At 38.6% G+C, this 16,667-nt stretch carries 24 protein-coding genes; 17 read left to right on the top strand and 7 right to left on the bottom strand.

Features of this window, described 5'->3' with window-relative positions; genetic code table 11:
• The first annotated feature begins 12 nt into the window (after positions 1–12).
• The 4 genes from G413_RS0108725 to rbr are packed head-to-tail and all read left to right on the top strand — an operon-like array spanning position 13 to position 2,700.
• Positions 13–1,152 (top strand): glycerate kinase family protein, encoded by a 1,140-nt coding sequence (locus G413_RS0108725; protein ID WP_022790509.1) that lies wholly within the window; start codon positions 13–15, stop codon positions 1,150–1,152.
• 18 nt (positions 1,153–1,170) lie between these two features.
• Positions 1,171–1,683: a hypothetical protein gene (locus G413_RS0108720; RefSeq protein WP_022790508.1), complete on the top strand. Its 513-nt coding sequence runs from the start codon at positions 1,171–1,173 to the stop codon at positions 1,681–1,683.
• Between the two features lie 30 nt (positions 1,684–1,713).
• Positions 1,714–2,103 (top strand): hypothetical protein, encoded by a 390-nt coding sequence (locus G413_RS0108715; protein WP_022790507.1) that lies wholly within the window; start codon positions 1,714–1,716, stop codon positions 2,101–2,103.
• Positions 2,104–2,154: 51 nt separating this feature from the next.
• Positions 2,155–2,700 carry a rubrerythrin gene (gene rbr, locus G413_RS0108710; protein ID WP_022790506.1) on the top strand — a complete coding sequence of 182 codons (546 nt, stop codon included), beginning with the start codon at positions 2,155–2,157 and terminating at the stop codon, positions 2,698–2,700.
• 32 nt (positions 2,701–2,732) lie between these two features.
• Here the strand turns inward: rbr and G413_RS0108705 are convergent, their stop codons facing one another.
• Entirely contained in the window at positions 2,733–3,056 is a 324-nt protein-coding gene (locus G413_RS0108705) for a winged helix-turn-helix transcriptional regulator (protein ID WP_022790505.1), read from the bottom strand.
• Between the two features lie 113 nt (positions 3,057–3,169).
• Between G413_RS0108705 and G413_RS0108700 the strand changes: the two genes are divergently transcribed.
• Positions 3,170–3,517, top strand: a complete 348-nt coding sequence (locus G413_RS0108700) for a cupin domain-containing protein (protein ID WP_022790504.1) — start codon at positions 3,170–3,172, stop codon at positions 3,515–3,517.
• A gap of 56 nt (positions 3,518–3,573) precedes the next feature.
• Positions 3,574–3,834, top strand: coding sequence for a hypothetical protein (locus G413_RS0108695; protein ID WP_022790503.1), 261 nt, complete (start codon positions 3,574–3,576; stop codon positions 3,832–3,834).
• On the opposite strand, the gene G413_RS0108690 is transcribed toward G413_RS0108695, so the two are convergent.
• From G413_RS0108690 to G413_RS0108680, 3 genes are read right to left on the bottom strand one after another with little or no spacing between them, the layout of a single operon-like run.
• Positions 3,831–4,742, bottom strand: a complete 912-nt coding sequence (locus tag G413_RS0108690; protein ID WP_022790502.1) for a GNAT family N-acetyltransferase — start codon at positions 4,740–4,742, stop codon at positions 3,831–3,833. The two genes, G413_RS0108695 and G413_RS0108690, sit on opposite strands and share 4 nt — an antisense overlap.
• Complete coding sequence (locus G413_RS0108685) at positions 4,732–5,001, bottom strand: hypothetical protein (RefSeq protein ID WP_022790501.1); 270 nt, start codon at positions 4,999–5,001, stop codon at positions 4,732–4,734. The genes G413_RS0108690 and G413_RS0108685 overlap by 11 nt, the downstream gene beginning before the upstream one ends.
• A gap of 22 nt (positions 5,002–5,023) precedes the next feature.
• Complete coding sequence (locus G413_RS0108680; protein ID WP_022790500.1) at positions 5,024–5,629, bottom strand: YigZ family protein; 606 nt, start codon at positions 5,627–5,629, stop codon at positions 5,024–5,026.
• A gap of 72 nt (positions 5,630–5,701) precedes the next feature.
• Between G413_RS0108680 and G413_RS0108675 the strand changes: the two genes are divergently transcribed.
• The 6 genes from G413_RS0108675 (at position 5,702) to nth (ending at position 9,354) form a co-directional block, all read left to right on the top strand.
• Positions 5,702–6,163: a YbaK/EbsC family protein gene (locus G413_RS0108675; RefSeq protein ID WP_022790499.1), complete on the top strand. Its 462-nt coding sequence runs from the start codon at positions 5,702–5,704 to the stop codon at positions 6,161–6,163.
• A gap of 31 nt (positions 6,164–6,194) precedes the next feature.
• Positions 6,195–7,019, top strand: coding sequence for a uracil-xanthine permease family protein (locus tag G413_RS12505; RefSeq protein WP_282705399.1), 825 nt, complete (start codon positions 6,195–6,197; stop codon positions 7,017–7,019).
• Positions 7,020–7,047: 28 nt separating this feature from the next.
• Positions 7,048–7,617, top strand: a complete 570-nt coding sequence (locus G413_RS12500) for a solute carrier family 23 protein (RefSeq protein ID WP_282705398.1) — start codon at positions 7,048–7,050, stop codon at positions 7,615–7,617.
• 101 nt (positions 7,618–7,718) lie between these two features.
• On the top strand, positions 7,719–8,177 hold the full coding sequence (locus G413_RS11355; RefSeq protein WP_022790498.1) for a hypothetical protein: 459 nt from the start codon (positions 7,719–7,721) through the stop codon (positions 8,175–8,177).
• Positions 8,177–8,707: a DnaD domain-containing protein gene (locus G413_RS0108660; protein ID WP_022790497.1), complete on the top strand. Its 531-nt coding sequence runs from the start codon at positions 8,177–8,179 to the stop codon at positions 8,705–8,707. Before G413_RS11355 ends, G413_RS0108660 begins: the two co-directional genes overlap by 1 nt.
• A complete protein-coding gene (gene nth, locus G413_RS0108655) occupies positions 8,704–9,354 on the top strand; it encodes an endonuclease III (RefSeq protein WP_022790496.1) in 651 nt (216 codons plus the stop codon). The genes G413_RS0108660 and nth overlap by 4 nt, the downstream gene beginning before the upstream one ends.
• A 12-nt stretch (positions 9,355–9,366) precedes the next feature.
• Here the strand turns inward: nth and G413_RS0108650 are convergent, their stop codons facing one another.
• From G413_RS0108650 to G413_RS11345, 3 genes are all read right to left on the bottom strand, one after another.
• A complete protein-coding gene (locus G413_RS0108650; protein ID WP_022790495.1) occupies positions 9,367–9,936 on the bottom strand; it encodes a xanthine phosphoribosyltransferase in 570 nt (189 codons plus the stop codon).
• Positions 9,911–11,113: a hemolysin family protein gene (locus G413_RS11350; protein WP_022790494.1), complete on the bottom strand. Its 1,203-nt coding sequence runs from the start codon at positions 11,111–11,113 to the stop codon at positions 9,911–9,913. Before G413_RS11350 ends, G413_RS0108650 begins: the two co-directional genes overlap by 26 nt.
• 129 nt (positions 11,114–11,242) lie before the next feature.
• Positions 11,243–11,698: a CBS domain-containing protein gene (locus G413_RS11345; RefSeq protein WP_022790493.1), complete on the bottom strand. Its 456-nt coding sequence runs from the start codon at positions 11,696–11,698 to the stop codon at positions 11,243–11,245.
• Between the two features lie 150 nt (positions 11,699–11,848).
• Here G413_RS11345 and G413_RS0108635 point away from each other — a divergent pair, with 150 nt between their 5' ends.
• The 5 genes from G413_RS0108635 to G413_RS0108615 all read left to right on the top strand — a co-directional run bounded on the left by G413_RS0108635 (position 11,849) and on the right by G413_RS0108615 (position 16,346).
• A complete protein-coding gene (locus G413_RS0108635) occupies positions 11,849–12,205 on the top strand; it encodes a GntR family transcriptional regulator (protein ID WP_022790492.1) in 357 nt (118 codons plus the stop codon).
• A 4-nt stretch (positions 12,206–12,209) separates the two neighbouring features.
• Positions 12,210–12,905 carry an ABC transporter ATP-binding protein gene (locus tag G413_RS0108630; RefSeq protein WP_022790491.1) on the top strand — a complete coding sequence of 232 codons (696 nt, stop codon included), beginning with the start codon at positions 12,210–12,212 and terminating at the stop codon, positions 12,903–12,905.
• Complete coding sequence (locus G413_RS0108625) at positions 12,899–13,714, top strand: hypothetical protein (RefSeq protein ID WP_022790490.1); 816 nt, start codon at positions 12,899–12,901, stop codon at positions 13,712–13,714. The genes G413_RS0108630 and G413_RS0108625 overlap by 7 nt, the downstream gene beginning before the upstream one ends.
• A gap of 101 nt (positions 13,715–13,815) precedes the next feature.
• Positions 13,816–14,562, top strand: coding sequence for a 2,3-diphosphoglycerate-dependent phosphoglycerate mutase (gpmA, locus tag G413_RS0108620; RefSeq protein WP_022790489.1), 747 nt, complete (start codon positions 13,816–13,818; stop codon positions 14,560–14,562).
• Positions 14,563–15,011: 449 nt separating this feature from the next.
• The gene (locus tag G413_RS0108615) at positions 15,012–16,346 is read left to right on the top strand and encodes a hypothetical protein (RefSeq protein ID WP_022790488.1); all 1,335 of its coding nucleotides are present in this window, start codon (positions 15,012–15,014) and stop codon (positions 16,344–16,346) included.
• Positions 16,347–16,667 lie beyond the last annotated feature (321 nt).

Genomic DNA, 16,667 nt, shown 5'->3' with positions numbered 1-16,667 from the left:
TAGAATGAATATATGAAATTTGTAGTTGCATGTGATTCCTTTAAAGGCTGCATGTCTTCGGTACAAGTTTGCAGATGTATTCGTTCCGGAATTCAAAGCGCAAATGAAAGTCATACTGTATATGAGTTTCCTATGTGCGATGGTGGAGAAGGAACCGCTGAGATTTTCCGTAATATTTACCATGGCGATACAAGCACAGCGCAAGTTTTGGATGCATATGGAAAGACGATTGAAGTCACTTATGGTATCGTACCTGAGCAGAATATGGCGATTATGGAGGTTGCCAGCTGTATTGGATTAAATATGGTGGAAAGAGAAAAGCGAAATCCAATGATTGCCAATAGCCGAGGCGTAGGACTTTTATTAAAAGATGCGGTAGCCAAAGGATATAAGAAGATCTTATTGGGAATAGGTGGTACCAGTACAACCGATGGCGGCATGGGCATGCTGCAAGAGTTAGGACTGCATTTTTTTGATGCCTCGCACCGACGGTTAAGAGCCGGTATTTATAGCTTGGGGCAGGTTGATTATATCGATAAGCGACACTTTGTGGATTGGAACGATGTCGAAATCCTAATTGCGGTCGATGTCAACAATCATCTGTTGGGCAAACAAGGCTCTGCTTATACTTTTGGAAAACAGAAAGGTTTATATCCGACACAGTTAGAAGCGGTCGATCAAGCCATGCGACATTACCGCGATAAGATCTATGAGTTTTTTCATGTAGATATCAATCAGTATGAAGGCTCCGGATCCTCCGGTGGTATTGGAGCGGTTTTGACAGGGCTTCTGCATGCCAAAATGGTTCCCGGCATTCAATTATGTATGCAGGAATATCATTTGGAAGATGTGATCGCCCAAAGTGATATCGTGATTACCGGTGAGGGGCAAAGTGATCATCAAACGCTTTATGGCAAAGTGCCATATGGTGTAGGTCAGCTGGCAAAAAGGCATGGAAAGCCGGTATTTTGTCTAAGCGGCGCACTTGGTATCGGATATATGGATTTGTATGATGCCGGCTTTGCCGGTGTATTCTCTAGTGCAGATCGAGCCATGGATTTTATGACGGCATTGAAGACAGGGCCGCAAAAACTGGAAAATTTAGCATATTCGATCACAAAAACGATCGATGCGATCGCAAAAATGAAATAAAAGGATAGGTGAAGAAATTTGAAGAAATTCCTTTCGTGTTTAAGTTTGTGTTGTCTGGTACTGTTGAGTGGATGTAGTTCGCAGGAAGCTTTTCAGGAAGTGGAAATCGATGCCAAAGAACTGCAGGAAAAGCTGGATGACAAAGAAGATTTTGTGGTAATCGTAGAGCGCGAAGGCTGCAGCTATTGTGAGGCATTGGATGCTTATATTGAAGAAACTAAACAGGAACATGCAGGCCTGGTGCTCTATAAGCTGGACAGTACTGATTTTGATCTAAAACGGGAAAAGGAAGAAGATATGACTTTGGTTACGACCAACGAAGATGGACAGATTCTTTTGAAAATGGCACCTTACTTTTTATATACACCAAGTCTTTATATCGTAGAGGATGGTAAGGCAATACAGGCTGGAATCGGCTATAATGATCTGACACATGAAGTTTCGTTGTGGGATGTGGATTCGACCATTGATTTTAATCAAGCAGAGCCGCAAGATTTTTGGTCATTTGTCGAAAACGGTCAGGCAAAGTAACAAGGAATAGATAAGAAGGAGAGCTTTAAAATGGAACAACTTGAAAACAATGCATATTTTTGGCAGAAGATGGATACACTGCTTTTAAGCAGTACCTGTAAGATCGATCATCCACAGGGAAGCAGTCATCCGGTCTATGCCAATTTGATTTATCCGGTCGACTATGGTTATCTGCAGGATACAGTGGGAACGGATACACAACCGATCCATGTGTTCAAAGGCAAAAAATCGGCGCACAATGTAGGCGCTATTGTCATTAGTGCCGATATCTTGAAAAAAGACTGTGAAGTGAAGCTTTTAGTAGGATGTGATGAAGAAGAAAAAGTAAAAATTTTAGAGTTTTTAAATCAGACACAGTTTCAAAAAGCAATCTTGGTGCAACGTGGGAATCAAACCCCAAATTGGGCGAATAATGATTGATTTGGTAGGCTTTCACTGATATACTTTGAATAGGTATAAGGAGGTTCTATTATGGAATTAAAAGGTTCAAAAACTGAACAAAATTTAATGGCGGCTTTTGCCGGAGAAAGTCAGGCAAGCATCAAATACCAATACTATGCTTCTCAGGCAAAAAAAGACGGGTATGTGAAAATTCAGAATATCTTTGAAGAAACTTCAAAAAATGAAAAAGAACATGCGAAGTTATGGTTTAAAGCGCTGCATGGTGGAAAAGTTCCTACAACTACAGTGAATTTGGAAGATGCAGCTGCCGGTGAAAACTATGAATGGACAGATATGTATAAAGAAATGGCTGCTACAGCAAGAGAAGAAGGATTCGATACGATTGCAGCACAGATGGAAGGCGTAGCAGCAATTGAAAAACATCATGAAGCACGTTATCGCGCAATGTTGAAGGAAGTAGAAGAAAATACTTTCTTTACAAGTCCAACAGAAACAGTATGGATCTGCCTGAACTGCGGTCATATCCATGTTGGAAAAGAAGCACCGGAAGTATGTCCTGTATGTGCACATCCTAGAGCTTACTTCCAGGTATTAAAAGAATACTATTTAGACTAAATCAAAAACGACTATCGCATGGATAGTCGTTTTTATATTTGGCTTTTATAATAATCGCCAAAAGCAGCCATTTGATCCAATAGAACCTGTAAATGCAAGCCTAGATCTGTAATGCCATATTCAACCTTTGGCGGGTTACATTGATAGTCTTTTCGATAGATAATGCCATCACTTTGAAGTTCTCTTAAACTGGTTGTCAGTACCTTTTGAGAAATGCCATCTAAGGATCGCATCAACTCATTAAATCGCCAGGGGCGTTTGATCAGATTTCGTAAAATCAACAGCTTCCATTTACTTCCAATCAGAGATACGGTTGTCGCAACCGGACATTCCGGTAATTTTTTCTTCGTTTTCATGAGCGTATTGTAGCACATATTCAATATAAATTGCGCAGTTACTTTTAAGTGCGTACTAGTATTTGGATGCATTGCGATTTATAGTAACTGTGTAAAAAGAAGGAGGAAAAGTTATGGCGAATTATACAAAAGTATCGAAAGAACAAGGAGCACGCATAGAGCTTCATGAAAAGCTAGGACTGACCGGTGCTGAGATCAGTATCAATACTTTACCGGCAGGAGAACATGTCCCTTTTGTCCATGCACATAAGCAAAATGAGGAAATTTATTACATTGAAAAAGGAAATGGTAAAGTCATTGTTGATAAGGAAGAAATCGTATTGTCACAGGGAGACTGGATCAAAATTAAGCCGGCAGGAAAAAGACAGTTCTTTGCGAATACGGATATGACTTATATTTGTATTCAGGTAAAAGAAAATTCATTGGAAAGCTTTACTGCAGAGGATGCGATTCTGGTATAAAGGTGTTGATGATCAACATCTTTTTTTGCGTAACAATTCTATGATACAATCAATTTATGGAAACGATCGAAAGCAGTAAAGAAGCATATTTATATTTAGAAAAAGGAGAAGTTCTTATTTCTTCGGGACAGCTGATCCTTTTTATGAAAGAGAAGCAAGTGTATCTAAAGGCACCACAATGGACGGCCAAAGTATCACAGGAAGATTTTTTGGAGTTATTTAAAACACATTCCTTTATTCTATATGAAAAAAAGGAAGAATCTGATTCTTCCTTAAAAGACGAGGAATACTACCAGTGGCGCAGTCACTATCTTTAATCGATCATGTGATTCCACATCGGTTTTTCTAAAGCCGTAAAGGCCTCTTTGGCATGATGGACATTCTTTCCGGACCAAATGGAGAAAAGCTTGTAATTGCTTAAACGAGCCAGGACAGTTCCCTGACTTCTTGGGATTTCCATAGGAAAAAGTTTTTCAAAGCGTTCGGCCTGGGAAACAATAAAGCTGACTGATTTACATCGGGTCGATAGATATGCCAACAAGTCGAATATAGAAGCAGAGTCCATATACATCAGGATTTCGATCTCAATATGATCTTGGATCACTTTATAGATCGCAAAGCCACATAAGGTATCCCCATCATACATGGTTACGATACGATGATTGCAGTTGATATAATAATGGATCTGTTCATCAAACTCGTTTTTGTTTAAAAGGATGCTGCCATCAAAATGTTTCATGAATTCTGTGTAAATCGAAAAAAGATTCATTTCCGGACGATAGGTTCGCACATTTTTTAGATCCCCCTGTGACCAGTTTTCCATTTCCAGCCAATAGTATTTTGTTTTAGAAACATTCTGAAAGCTTTTGGCCTCTAAGATCTTAGGGAAATTGGTATAACAAAGTGTAAGCATGTGATTACAGTTGGCATAGTTCATCGCGGCTTCCATCAGTTGTGAAAAATAATGCCTTTGGCGATAATCCGGTAAAGTGCAGGCTAAAGAAAGAATCAAAGCTTTACACTTCTTTCCTTCATAGTGCAGAGTTCGTTCTTTTGTCTGCAGACAGGCAACGATTTTTTGATCTTCTAAAATACAGAACATCCCATTGGGATCGTATTTGTATTTCATCCAAGTGCTGATCGTGACCGGATCCATATTCAACATCGATTTTGATAAAAGACGCCGAATCTCCTTATCTTTGCCATGCGAGTGATTAAGAATCATGTGAATCATCCTCTACATCGCTTTCCGTGTATTCTACGTCAATGGCATTATGCTTTGGTGGATTGGAAGAAGTTGTATCTTCATAAGGATCATCTTCCTGTTCATAAAAAGAAGTATAGGTCGTTCTTTTTTTTGGTATAAAAAGACGATAAATCGCATAAATGATCAAAAGTGGTAATAGGATCGGTGCCAACAACTGAAAAAATGCGATCAACAATAATATGATAATGAACAAGACAAATAAAGAATAATAATTCATAGATTTCACCGCCTTTAGTATATCATGATTCGATTATTTTTTCTTTGGGATACTCTTTGATATAAGTGCAGAATAAAGCGCCATTGGATAATGCCAAAATATCCTGAGTAATGTCTTCCTGCGTCAAATAATGATATGTGACTGTTTGTTCGTATTCTTTGGAGATGATTTCAATCTGATGATTTCGAAAATATCCGTCGAGCTTTCCGATCCATTCATAACCGAAAGTAATCTCATATTCTTTAAACATCGTCATTTCTGTCAAAGCTGCTTTTTCCAAAGCAATCTTCACGGAATCGGAATAGGCTTTTACAAGGCCTCCGGTTCCCAGCTTGGTGCCACCAAAATAACGAACGACAACAGCTAATATATCTTCCATTCCTTTTCCCTGGAGGACATCCAACATAGGATGACCGGCTGTACCGGAAGGCTCCCCATCATCATTGGAGCGAACGATCGATCCGATGATCATAGCGGTGCAATGATGATTGGCGCCGGGATGCTCTTTCTTGATCATTTTTAAAAAATCTTTGGCTTCTTCTTCCTGATTGGTCCGATGAAGATAAGTAAGAAAGCGACTTTTTTTGATTTCAATAGTAGAAATCACATCTTCTTTGATTCTAGGCATGATTTTATCGTAAGGGATTTTACTTTTGTATGCAAGAAAAATATAATGGACAGTATATAAAGGAGAGAGAGTATGTCAATTGAAAGAGTAAGAAGACAATTTAAAGAATTAGGAATCGAAGATCGGATCGTTGAACTGGACCAAAGCAGTGCTACCGTTGAACTGGCAGCCCATGCCCTGGGATGTCAACCTAGAGATATCGCCAAGACATTAGCTTTTGATGTTGATGGAGATGCGATTGTTATCGTAGCTGTTGGTGATGCCAGAATCGATAATGCGAAATATAAAAATACCTTTGGTAAGAAGGCAAAGATGCTTCATGGAGATCAAGTCGAAGCAAGAACGGGACATGCGATCGGTGGTGTATGTCCGTTTGGCTTAAAGGAAGGAGTCAAGGTTTATCTGGATCAAAGCTTAAAACAATTGGAATATGTCTATCCGGCCTGCGGCAGCAGCAATTCCTGTATTCGAATGCGTGTAGAAGAGCTGGAAAAAACGACGAATCCTATTGATTGGATTGATGTATGCAAGTAAAATAAAGAACATATTTGGAAAGGGAGAGAAGATGGAAAAAGAAAAAACATATTTTGAGAAAGAAGCACCGGTTGCCGAGGTATGTGAAGAGAACTTGTATCGTTTAAATGGTCGAGTCCCTTTACGCAAGGCAATTCCTTTCGGGCTTCAACATGTGCTTGCGATGTTTGTGGCCAACCTGGCACCGGTCATGATCGTTTGTGGAGCCGCCATCGTACAAGGTACCCAAAATCATCTGACGGCTGCGGAAATTACCCAGATTTTGCAGTGTGCCATGTTTGCGGCTGGAATCGGTACAACGATGCAGCTTTATTCTTTCTGGAAGATTGGTTCAAGACTGCCGATTGTAATGGGAGTCAGCTTTACTTTCTTGGGCAGCCTTTTGATCATCTGCACCAATCCGGCACTTGGTTATGAAGGTATGGTCGGCGCTGTCATTCTCGGTGGTATCTTCGAAGGTCTTGTCGGTTTGAGCGCAAAATACTGGCGACGTTTTTTAACTCCGGTCGTATCGGCCTGCGTTGTTATTGCGATTGGGTTGTCTTTGTTGTCGGTTGGCATGGACTCCTGGGGCGGCGGTAGCGGTGTTGAAGATTTCGGCGCCTGGTATCATTTATTTGTCGGAGCCTTTACACTGATTGTTTGCCTGGTTTCCCGCTACCTTTTAAAAGGGGTTTATAAAAATCTGAATATCTTAGTTGGACTTGTTTTTGGTTATATTTTGGCCACTGTCTTTACGGCCGCCGGGATTGCGCCGATGGTAGATCTGTCTGGTATTTCTGAAACAGTTTCACAGGTTGGATATTTTAGCTTGCCTAAGCTTGTCTTTTTGACAGAGCATAAGCCTATTTTTTGATGTAGGTGCCTTCTTTACAATCGCCATCGTGTTTTTGGTATCGGCAGCAGAAACGACAGGTGCAACAACCGCAGTTTGTACCGGAGCTTTAAATCGAGATATCAAGACCGAAGAACTACAAGGTTCGTTAGCAGTTGACGGTTTTTCCAGCGCAATTTCCGGCTGTTTTGGCTGTCTGCCACTAACATCTTTTTCACAAAACGTTGGTTTAGTAACAATGACCGGTGTGATCAATCGTTTTACGATCTTTATGGGTGCTATTATTTTGATCCTTGCATCTTTGTTTCCGCCATTAGGTGCCTTGTTTAACTCGATTCCGCAATCCGTGTTGGGTGGCTGCACTGTTATGATGTTTGGTTCAATCATGTATGAAGGAATCAAAATGTTGAAGGAATGCGTATTTGATGATCGTACTATGATCATTGTCTCTTTATCCTTCTGTATCGGTGTCGGCTTAACCCAGACTTCCGGAAACTTCTTCTCCTGCTTTCCACAGGCGGTAGGTGACATCTTTAACGGAAATGCGGTAGCCGGTGTCTTTGTGGTGTCATTATTGTTGAGTTTATTTTTGCCAAAAGACAAAAAAACCAAAGAATAGATCTTTACAGGAAATTCGCTTGAGTTTCCTGTTTCTTTTTGTATGCGGGATGATTTTTAGAAAGATTCATGTATAATAAGAAACATGAAAAGGGGGATCTTATGGCAAAAAAACACAGACATTACGGTAAACGCTTTACGATCCTGCTGGCAGTGCTTTTTGTGATTTCCTTTTTGGTCTTATGGTCTTTGTTTATCAGTGGACCAAACCGGATTTATGAAGAAACCACAAACAAAACAATAAATACGATAGAAAAAGAAGTCGAGAATATAGAAGGTTTGACATCGCATCAGTTTGATTATTTGACCTATCAGGGATATACGGAAGAAACGCTTTATTGGTTTGATGCGACAGGAAAAGAAATCACCACCCGAGATATCGGAACTTTGGATTATGATAAAGCTCGAAAAACGGCGCAGGATTCCTATGGAATAGAGGCCGATAGTGTGCAACTGGGGTATGGGTATGACAACCCTGTCTATGAGATACGAGGTTCCGGCAAGCTTTTATTGTTGGATTATGATACACTGGTTCGAGTCTATGAAAGAGAGGCACGATAATGGATTGGACATCTCCTTATGTGGATCACAAGGTATGGATCTTAGATCATCTGGAATCTTTACATCTGGAGCCTAAAGAGGCTTTGGTTTTATTGTTGATCGATTATTATAACGATATGCATAAAACGATACATCATGAAATGATTGCCCAAAAGCTGCATATTGATGTAGAAGAAGTGGAAAATCTTTTTGTGACTTTGGCTGACAAAGGTTATTTGAATATCACCTATCAACAAGGTGGTCTGCAATTTGATATTGAAGGTGTGTATTCACAGGAACAAAAGAAAGTACAGGGATCGCATCGTTCATTGATCGAAGAATTCGAAGCAGAGTTTAAACGTACGTTAAGCTCTATGGAAATGGAAAGAATCTTACAGCTGGCATCTTATTATGATGAGCGTATGGTCATTTGTGCATTAAATGAAGCGGCTGTATATGAAAAAAGAAATTTAAATTATATTGAAAGTATATTGGTATCCTGGAAAGAAAAGGGACTCAGTGTAGAAGATGTGGAGAGTGGTAAGCGATGAATGCCAATGAAATACTGGATGTGATCGAAGAAATTTTTCCCAATGCGAAGTGTGAACTGCATCATGAAAGCCCATTTCAGCTTTTAGTGGCCGTTGTATTAAGCGCACAAACAACCGATGAATCCGTCAATAAAGTCACACCAGCGCTTTTTAAAGCCTATCCGACCAGTAAAGAAATGGCCAGGGCGAGCATCAGCAATATTGAACCTTATATTCGTCGCATAGGACTTTACCGAAATAAAGCTCGTTCCATATCCGCTTTAAGCAAAGATCTGGAAGCTAAATTCAATGGCGTTGTGCCAAGCTCATATAAAGATTTAATGTCTTTGGCCGGGGTGGGAAGAAAGACGGCCAATGTAGTGCGCAGCGTGGCCTTTGATATCCCCAGTTTTGCGGTCGATACGCATGTTGATCGAGTGTCTAAGCGATTAGGGCTTGCCAAGCCTTATGATTCTGTGGAAAAAGTGGAAGAGAAGCTAAAAAGAAAAATTGATCGGGATCGCTGGAATCAGGGTCATCATGATTTTATCTTTTTTGGCCGTTATTTGTGTACGGCACGTCATCCACAGTGTCAAAAATGTCCATTTACCTCTTTTTGCAGGAAAGACAAATTAGAAGCGTATAAACAGAAAGCAGCTCAGAAATAATCTAAGCTGCTTTTACTTTGCCCAAACGATTTTATTGTCTTTCATTTCCTGAATACGGGCCAGTGAATAAATATCATAGCCTTTTTCTTCAATGAGCTGTCTTCCTTTCTGAAAGCTTTTTTCGATTACGATGCCGATTCCATTAATTTTGGCATTACATTGATGAACCAAATCTTCTGCTGAAATAAAGGCTTGTCCATTTGCCAGAAAATCGTCGATGAATAAAACAGAGTCTTCCGGGTTTAAACAGCTGCGTTCCATACAAAGCGTATATTTTCGATTTTTGGTAAAGGAGAAAGCTTCTGTATAAACCGGATCTTTCATCGTGCTGGGTTCACTCTTTTTCAAAAAGATGACAGGCAGGTTCATTTTCAAACCGGCAAATACAGCAGGAGCGATACCGCTGGATTCGATCGTAACGATCTTTGTGAAATGCTTATCTTTAAAGTAATTGGCAAATTCGATTCCGATTTGTTCCATTAAGGCACAATCGATTTGGTGATTCAAAAAAGAATCGACCTTTAAAATAGAATCATTAATAATTTCTCCACGTTTTTCAATCGCTTCCTGTAACAGTTTCATCCTTATTTTCCTCCTCATTTTGTATAACGTTGACAATGGTTTCCATCACTCTGTGATTTTTCATTTCTTTAACGGTGACATCCATATGATCAAAGTGAATATCAAATTGTTCACCATCATCCGGCACAGAACCATAACTGCTTAATAAGTAGCCGCCAAAGGTATCGTAATCTTGTACCGGCAATGGAATGTTTAACTCTTTTTGTACATCTTCCAGACTGGCGGAGCCATATATACGAAAAGAGTTCTGATCCAGCTTCTGAATTTCTTCTGGTTCTTCCTCGTCCTCTTCTTCGTACATTTCACCAAGAATGGTTTCCACAATATCATGAAGGGTCACAATCCCTGACATGCCTCCATATTCATCGATGACGATCGCAAAATAGTATTTGCGCTTTTTCATTTCCATAAAACAATCATCGGCTTTGGTGTTCTCTAATACAAACAAAGGCTTATCTACGGCATGAGCTAAAATATAATCTTGATTTTGTGCATCCATACGGAAGTAGTCTCTGGTATCTAAAACACCGACAACATCGTCTTCATCCTCCTGGCAGATCGGATAAAATGTGTGACGGTTATCGTGAATCACCTGTTTCCATTGATCCATGTCATCTTCCAAAAACAGACAGATCACTTCGCTTCGATGTGTGCAAATTTCTTCCACACTGGTATCATCGAATTCAAAGACATTGTCAAACAACTCTTTTTGTGGTTCTTCTATATGACCGGATTCCTGAGAGGTCTGAATCATCTCGCGAATGTCTTCTTCGGTAACTTCTTCACTTTCGTTTAATACCGGGATGCGGACAAAAAAAGTAAGAGGTGTACATAAGATTTGAAGTAGCATGGTCAATGGTTTTAAACGGCGTGCCAGCTGTTTTTCTTTTTTTACGCCAAAGCCTTTGCATGAACGATGCACTATGATAAAAGAATACGTACACCAGACTAACAGCACACCATACATTAAATAATCATTTGTGAAATAAGGCTGAAGCTTTGCTTGTAACAGAAGAGTGTATCCGCATAAAAGTAATCCAATTAAAAATTGTATGGTGACTAACTGCGGTACTTTTTTTCTCTTTTCGGAAACCTTGATCAAACTCAATGTACCTTGCCAAAGGGACAAAAAGCCTAACAAAAGAAGATAAATCAGTGTATAGATCAAGACTTTCATAGCTGACTTTCCTCATGATTTTGTATATAGCGGGGGTGCCCGTCATCAGATTTCATATTGATATCGCTCCTTTTGATTTGAAACCATCATACACTATTTTCAGACAAGTGAAAAGAGCACGTCGTGCTCTTAGTTGGTTGATTCTTCCTGTAGCCCCTGTTTTAAAAGCGGAAGCACTTTCTTTTGTGTTTTCATCAAATATTTTAATATATTGCTCCGAGTTACAATACCTATAAAAATATTACGATCATCTACAATAGGAACAAAGTTTTGTTTCAGGGATTGGGCAAACAATTCATCCAGGGTTGCATCGATCATCATCGGAGGCGTAAAGTCATTACGAATCAAATCTTTGATTGGTGTGTCACGTAACTCCTCATAGCTTGTATCTGGATGATCGATAAAATACCACAGGAAATCACCTTCATTGATCGTTCCCACGTATTCTCCATGGGTGTTAATGACCGGCATTGCGGTAAAGCCGTGCTTACGCATTAAACGCAAGCCTTCCTCCAGGCTTAAATGATCATAAAAGAAGATCACATCTTTTTTCATTGTGAGGAAAAAGAAGACATTTTCTTGCATATAATTCTAACCACCTTACGAATTCAATCCTAACAGAGAATTATAGAAAATCAATCAGTAAATAATGTGAAATTTCTGTGTTGACAAAGAAGGATGTGTTCTGTACTATTGTATTAGATAACTAGTACAATAGTACAAAGGAGGGTCTATGTGAGTATTTCGTTCTCAAATGAGCGTCCCATCTATTTGCAGATTGTGGATCAGATCAAAATAAAGATCATTACTGGTGAATATAAACCTGGTGATAAATTGCCGTCTGTTCGAGAAATGGCAATGGAAATGCAGGTCAACCCCAATACGATGCAGCGAGCATATAGTTATTTGGAGATGGAAGGTCTTGTGCATTCGCAAAGAACCAGTGGGCGTTATGTGGATCCGGATCCAGAAAAGGTTAGGCAGTTGAAAAAAGAACTGGCCAAAACACAGGTCCGGGATTTTCTTAAGTCTATGCAGCAATTAGGATTTGGCATGGATGAGATTATAGAAGTATTAGAAAGTATGAGGTAAAAAGATGAATATTATAGAGCTTCAGCGAGTCAGTAAGTCTTTTGGTCCGATCAAAGCCTTAGAGCAGATCAATTTATCTTTAGAGTCGGGACGAATTATCGGCTTGCTTGGAACGAATGGAAGTGGTAAGAGCACGATGATCAAGCTGATCAATGATTTGTTGGTACCGGATCAGGGAATTGTCAAAGTCAATGGACAAAAACCGGGTATTGAAACCAAGAAAATCGTATCGTATCTTCCGGAAAGATCGTATTTGGATCCGAATATGAAAGTAGTCGAAATTTTGCGATATTTTCAAGATTTTTATAAAGATTTTGATATACAAAAAGCACAAGATTTATTAAAGGAATTTACGATACCGGTTGATCGACGTATTAAAACTTTGTCAAAAGGAACAAGAGAAAAATTGCAGTTGATCTTAGTAATGTCCAGAAAGGCAAAACTATATATTTTGGATGAACCGATGGCAGGTGTCGATCCGGCTGCCAGAGATCATATATTGGATACCATTTTATCCGGCTATGACGAAGGTTCCACGATTTTAATTTCTACTCATCTGATTGCGGATGTCGAAAGAGTGTTGGATGAAGTTATCTTCCTGGATCACGGTCGTATTACTCGCCATGAACAGGCGGATCCGCTGCGGATGCGTGAAGGAAAATCGATTGATCAGATTTTCCGGGAGGATTTCAGATGTTAGGACTTTGTTTAAAATATGATTTAAAGGCTTTGTTTAGAGTCACATGGCCTGTCTATGTGGTGTCGATGGTATTGCCCATCGGAATTCGAATCTTCTATTGGATTCAAGATTGGCCGATCTTTGATACGATGATCTTTCAAATGTTTTCCGGCTTTTATACCATTATTTATATCATATCCTTATTTTGCCTGATTATTTGGCCAATCGTAGTATGTGTTCGTCATTTTTTCAACAGCATGTTAAAGGATGAAGGCTATTTGACAAATACTTTACCAGTATCCAGAAACACATTGATCATCAGTAAAGAAATGACTGGATTGGTCTTGTTTCTGATCTCTTTTGTGCTGTTTATACTTTCTATTTTGATTGTGATACCAACCTTTGACTTTATGGAATTTAAAGTGCTGTTGACAAGCTTTCACTGGACATTTAGAGACGTGATCTTACTTGTACTATTGACTTTTCTATCATTAGCTTCGGTTTATGGATCGATTACGATGTTTGTCTTGGCGATGATGTTAGGGCAGATGCATCGCAGCGCAAAAGGAATATTAAGTGTTGCCTACTATTTTTTGATCAGCTTTGGTCTGCAGGCTATAGCCTTTGTGTTTATGATGGCATTTGGCTTGGCGGCCGATACAGAAATCGGATGGCACCTGGGAAACTCTTTTGTGACATTTGCTACACGTCATGAATGGGAGACAGCGATGATCATCCTGATTGGTGTAACACTATACAATTTGGTCATTGGAATCATCTTCCATTCCATTAGTGTTTGGATTTCCAATCATAAATTGAATTTGGAATAAGAGCATGCGCCTGCATGCTTTTTTAAGCATCTTGCTTGGGTTATAAAGGCTAGTCATTTATACTGTAGTTAGCATTGTATAACTGAAGAGAGGTGTACTATATGAACTATAAACTTGTTTTGGTGCGTCATGGTGAAAGTGAATGGAATCAAAAGAATTTATTTACCGGATGGACGGACGTGGATCTATCGGAAAAAGGACACTTGGAAGCGATGCAAGGCGGAAAAGCGTTAAAAGAAGAAGGATTCAGTTTTGATGTGTGCTATACATCGGTTTTAAAAAGAGCCATTCATACGGCCAATCATGTGCTGGCACAACTGGATGAAGAATGGATTCCTGTGATTAAAAGTTATAAGCTGAATGAAAGACACTATGGTGCGTTACAGGGGTTGAACAAAGCGGAAACAGCGGCAAAATATGGCGAAGAACAAGTCAAAATCTGGAGGCGTTCTTTTGATGTACGACCACCGGCATTGATGCCGGATGATGATCGAAATCCTGCACTTCAGAAGATGTATGCGAATATTGATTCTACAGAATTGCCACTAACAGAAAGTTTGAAGGATACGATTGCACGAGTTATTCCGTATTTTGAACAAGTGATCAAGAAAGATATACTTGCGAATAAAAGCGTCTTGATTGTGGCACATGGTAATTCACTTCGTGCTTTGTTTAAATATTTAAATGATATTTCAGATGAAGCTATTATCAATGTGAATATTCCTACCGGTGTGCCGTTAGTTATGGAATTGAACGAGAATCTAAAAGCTGTATCGCATCGTTATTTGGGAGATCCAGAAGAAATTCAGGCTAAGATGGATGCGGCCAAGAATCAGGGGAAGAAGTAATTGCGTAGATAAAACTAAACAGATTGTACTGTTAAAGGTTGTAACAGATATCAAGAGAGGTATACTGAAAATCGGCGTTTAAAACATTGTGTAATTTGAATCAACACCATCGAAGTGATACAAGTTATGCATGTGAGTGATAATGAAGGATTGCCTACTAAGATACAATTACAGAAATTCCTTCAAAAAAATTTATGAAGATGTAGTAAAAAACCTTTGGTTATAAATCAGAGGTTTTTCTTTTTTTGAAATGTTTTCTATAGAGTCAGCTGTTTTCATACTTCATATCGAAGAACGTTTCTATTATAATGACTAATGAATAATATGAGTCAACAAAAGAACTTGATATTCGATTTATAAGGGGATGATATAAACTTTACTCACCGTGGTCTTACTAGTGATTGGTTGCATTAAATTGCGATTTGCTTATTTGTGATTAGGAGGATAATATGAAGAAAAAATTAATATCATTACTGGTGATTCCCATATTATGTTTATTTGCGGTATGTTCGTTTCATTTTGTAAAGGCAGATACTGCATTGGGGATGGTGCAGGTCAATTTGCATACGGATGGTCGACTTGAAAGTTCGGATGTTTTAAAGAATTTGCCGATTACATTGACATCGACAACCGATGCGAGTCAAACCTTCACACTGACATGTGAAGACAGCTCTAATGTCATTAAGACAAAAAAGACAATACCACTGGGAGACTATGTCGTTTCGTTTCAGCTACCTGAAAACTATGTGACATTAAGTGGAGTATATACTAATGGTCCACGTACGGATACTTATGTTCAAAATGGGAATGTAGTGACTTTAAACCAAAAGTTTGCTTACAACATGATTTACATCAATATAAAGGAAAGAGAAGAACCACAACCTGTTGAAAAATATGGAAAAGTAGAAGTCAATCTTCATACGGATGGAAAACTGGTTGAATCGGATGTATTGAAAAATATGCCGGTGACTTTAATTTCAAAGGAAGATCCAAGTAAAACATATACTTTGAACTGTCAAGATGATTCCAATCGTGCAAAATTAGAGAATGTTCCTTTTGGAGAGTATATGGTTCTGTTTGATATTTTGGACGGCTATGAAGATCTTGGCGGTACTTACGGAGTGTCTGGCACTTATATGCATAGCACAGATACGATTACTATCGATAATGAATATGCATATAAACAGCTGTATATCAATGTAACAAAGAAAGAAGCACCTCAGCCGGTCATCAAATATGGAAAAGTGGAAGTCAATCTTCATACGGATGGAAAGCTGGTTGAATCGGGTGTATTGAAAAATATGCCGGTGACTTTAATCTCAAAGGAAGATTCAAGTAAAACATATACTTTGAACTGTCAAGATGATTCCAATCGTGCAAAATTAGAGAATGTTCCTTTTGGAGAGTATATTGTATCTTTTGATATTCCTGAAAAATATGAAATTTTAGGTGGTAAAGTAGGCAGTGGTGTAATGGGAAACTATCTACAAAATGGAGATACTATTGCCGTTGATAGTGAATATGCATATAAACAATTCTATATTAATGTGAAAGAGAAAAAAGAAGCAACAACAGATAATGGATCACAGAATCATGAATCAAATGAAAATGCTTCTAGTTCAAATGATTCAAAAAAACAGGAAAGTAACGATCTAAATACAGATAAAAAGAAATCGAAAAGTGTAAAAACAGCAGTTTTTGTAAATAGTTTATTTTTTGTATCTTTAAGTTTATTTACGGGCATATTAACGATTTTATTCTATAAAAAGACAAAAAAGAGTTAATCTCGCAGGATGAAAAGTCCATATTAATTTAATTTTAAAATCTCCTTTTGTAGCCTTGAACGTATTAATAAGAGACCACAAAGGAGATTTTTTATTAGGTTCATAATAATATGGAATAACAGTAATCAATATCGATTCATTTTAATCACTTTGAAGTTTTTTTAACTTTTTTTGAACAAGTGATCAAGAAAGATATACTTGCGAATAAAAGCGTCTTGATTGTGGTACATGGTAATTCACTTCGTGCTTTGTTTAAATATTTAAATGATATTTCAGATGAAGCTATTATCAATGTGAATATTCCTACCGGTGTGCCGTTAG

Source organism: Faecalicoccus pleomorphus DSM 20574 (genome assembly GCF_000420345.1).
Lineage (GTDB): Bacteria > Bacillota_I > Bacilli_A > Erysipelotrichales > Erysipelotrichaceae > Faecalicoccus > Faecalicoccus pleomorphus.
This window is presented reverse-complemented; position numbering and strand designations above follow the sequence as displayed.

Coding starts and splice junctions, on each gene's coding strand:
- G413_RS0108725 (WP_022790509.1), top strand. CDS start 13: ATGAAATTTGTAGTTGCATGTGATTCCTTTAAAGGCTGCATGTCTTCG.
- G413_RS0108715 (WP_022790507.1), top strand. CDS start 1,714: ATGGAACAACTTGAAAACAATGCATATTTTTGGCAGAAGATGGATACA.
- rbr (WP_022790506.1), top strand. CDS start 2,155: ATGGAATTAAAAGGTTCAAAAACTGAACAAAATTTAATGGCGGCTTTT.
- G413_RS0108705 (WP_022790505.1), bottom strand. CDS start 3,056: ATGAAAACGAAGAAAAAATTACCGGAATGTCCGGTTGCGACAACCGTA.
- G413_RS0108700 (WP_022790504.1), top strand. CDS start 3,170: ATGGCGAATTATACAAAAGTATCGAAAGAACAAGGAGCACGCATAGAG.
- G413_RS0108695 (WP_022790503.1), top strand. CDS start 3,574: ATGGAAACGATCGAAAGCAGTAAAGAAGCATATTTATATTTAGAAAAA.
- G413_RS0108690 (WP_022790502.1), bottom strand. CDS start 4,742: ATGATTCTTAATCACTCGCATGGCAAAGATAAGGAGATTCGGCGTCTT.
- G413_RS0108685 (WP_022790501.1), bottom strand. CDS start 5,001: ATGAATTATTATTCTTTATTTGTCTTGTTCATTATCATATTATTGTTG.
- G413_RS0108680 (WP_022790500.1), bottom strand. CDS start 5,629: ATGCCTAGAATCAAAGAAGATGTGATTTCTACTATTGAAATCAAAAAA.
- G413_RS0108675 (WP_022790499.1), top strand. CDS start 5,702: ATGTCAATTGAAAGAGTAAGAAGACAATTTAAAGAATTAGGAATCGAA.
- G413_RS12505 (WP_282705399.1), top strand. CDS start 6,195: ATGGAAAAAGAAAAAACATATTTTGAGAAAGAAGCACCGGTTGCCGAG.
- G413_RS11355 (WP_022790498.1), top strand. CDS start 7,719: ATGGCAAAAAAACACAGACATTACGGTAAACGCTTTACGATCCTGCTG.
- G413_RS0108660 (WP_022790497.1), top strand. CDS start 8,177: ATGGATTGGACATCTCCTTATGTGGATCACAAGGTATGGATCTTAGAT.
- nth (WP_022790496.1), top strand. CDS start 8,704: ATGAATGCCAATGAAATACTGGATGTGATCGAAGAAATTTTTCCCAAT.
- G413_RS0108650 (WP_022790495.1), bottom strand. CDS start 9,936: ATGAAACTGTTACAGGAAGCGATTGAAAAACGTGGAGAAATTATTAAT.
- G413_RS11350 (WP_022790494.1), bottom strand. CDS start 11,113: ATGAAAGTCTTGATCTATACACTGATTTATCTTCTTTTGTTAGGCTTT.
- G413_RS11345 (WP_022790493.1), bottom strand. CDS start 11,698: ATGCAAGAAAATGTCTTCTTTTTCCTCACAATGAAAAAAGATGTGATC.
- G413_RS0108630 (WP_022790491.1), top strand. CDS start 12,210: ATGAATATTATAGAGCTTCAGCGAGTCAGTAAGTCTTTTGGTCCGATC.
- G413_RS0108625 (WP_022790490.1), top strand. CDS start 12,899: ATGTTAGGACTTTGTTTAAAATATGATTTAAAGGCTTTGTTTAGAGTC.
- gpmA (WP_022790489.1), top strand. CDS start 13,816: ATGAACTATAAACTTGTTTTGGTGCGTCATGGTGAAAGTGAATGGAAT.
- G413_RS0108615 (WP_022790488.1), top strand. CDS start 15,012: ATGAAGAAAAAATTAATATCATTACTGGTGATTCCCATATTATGTTTA.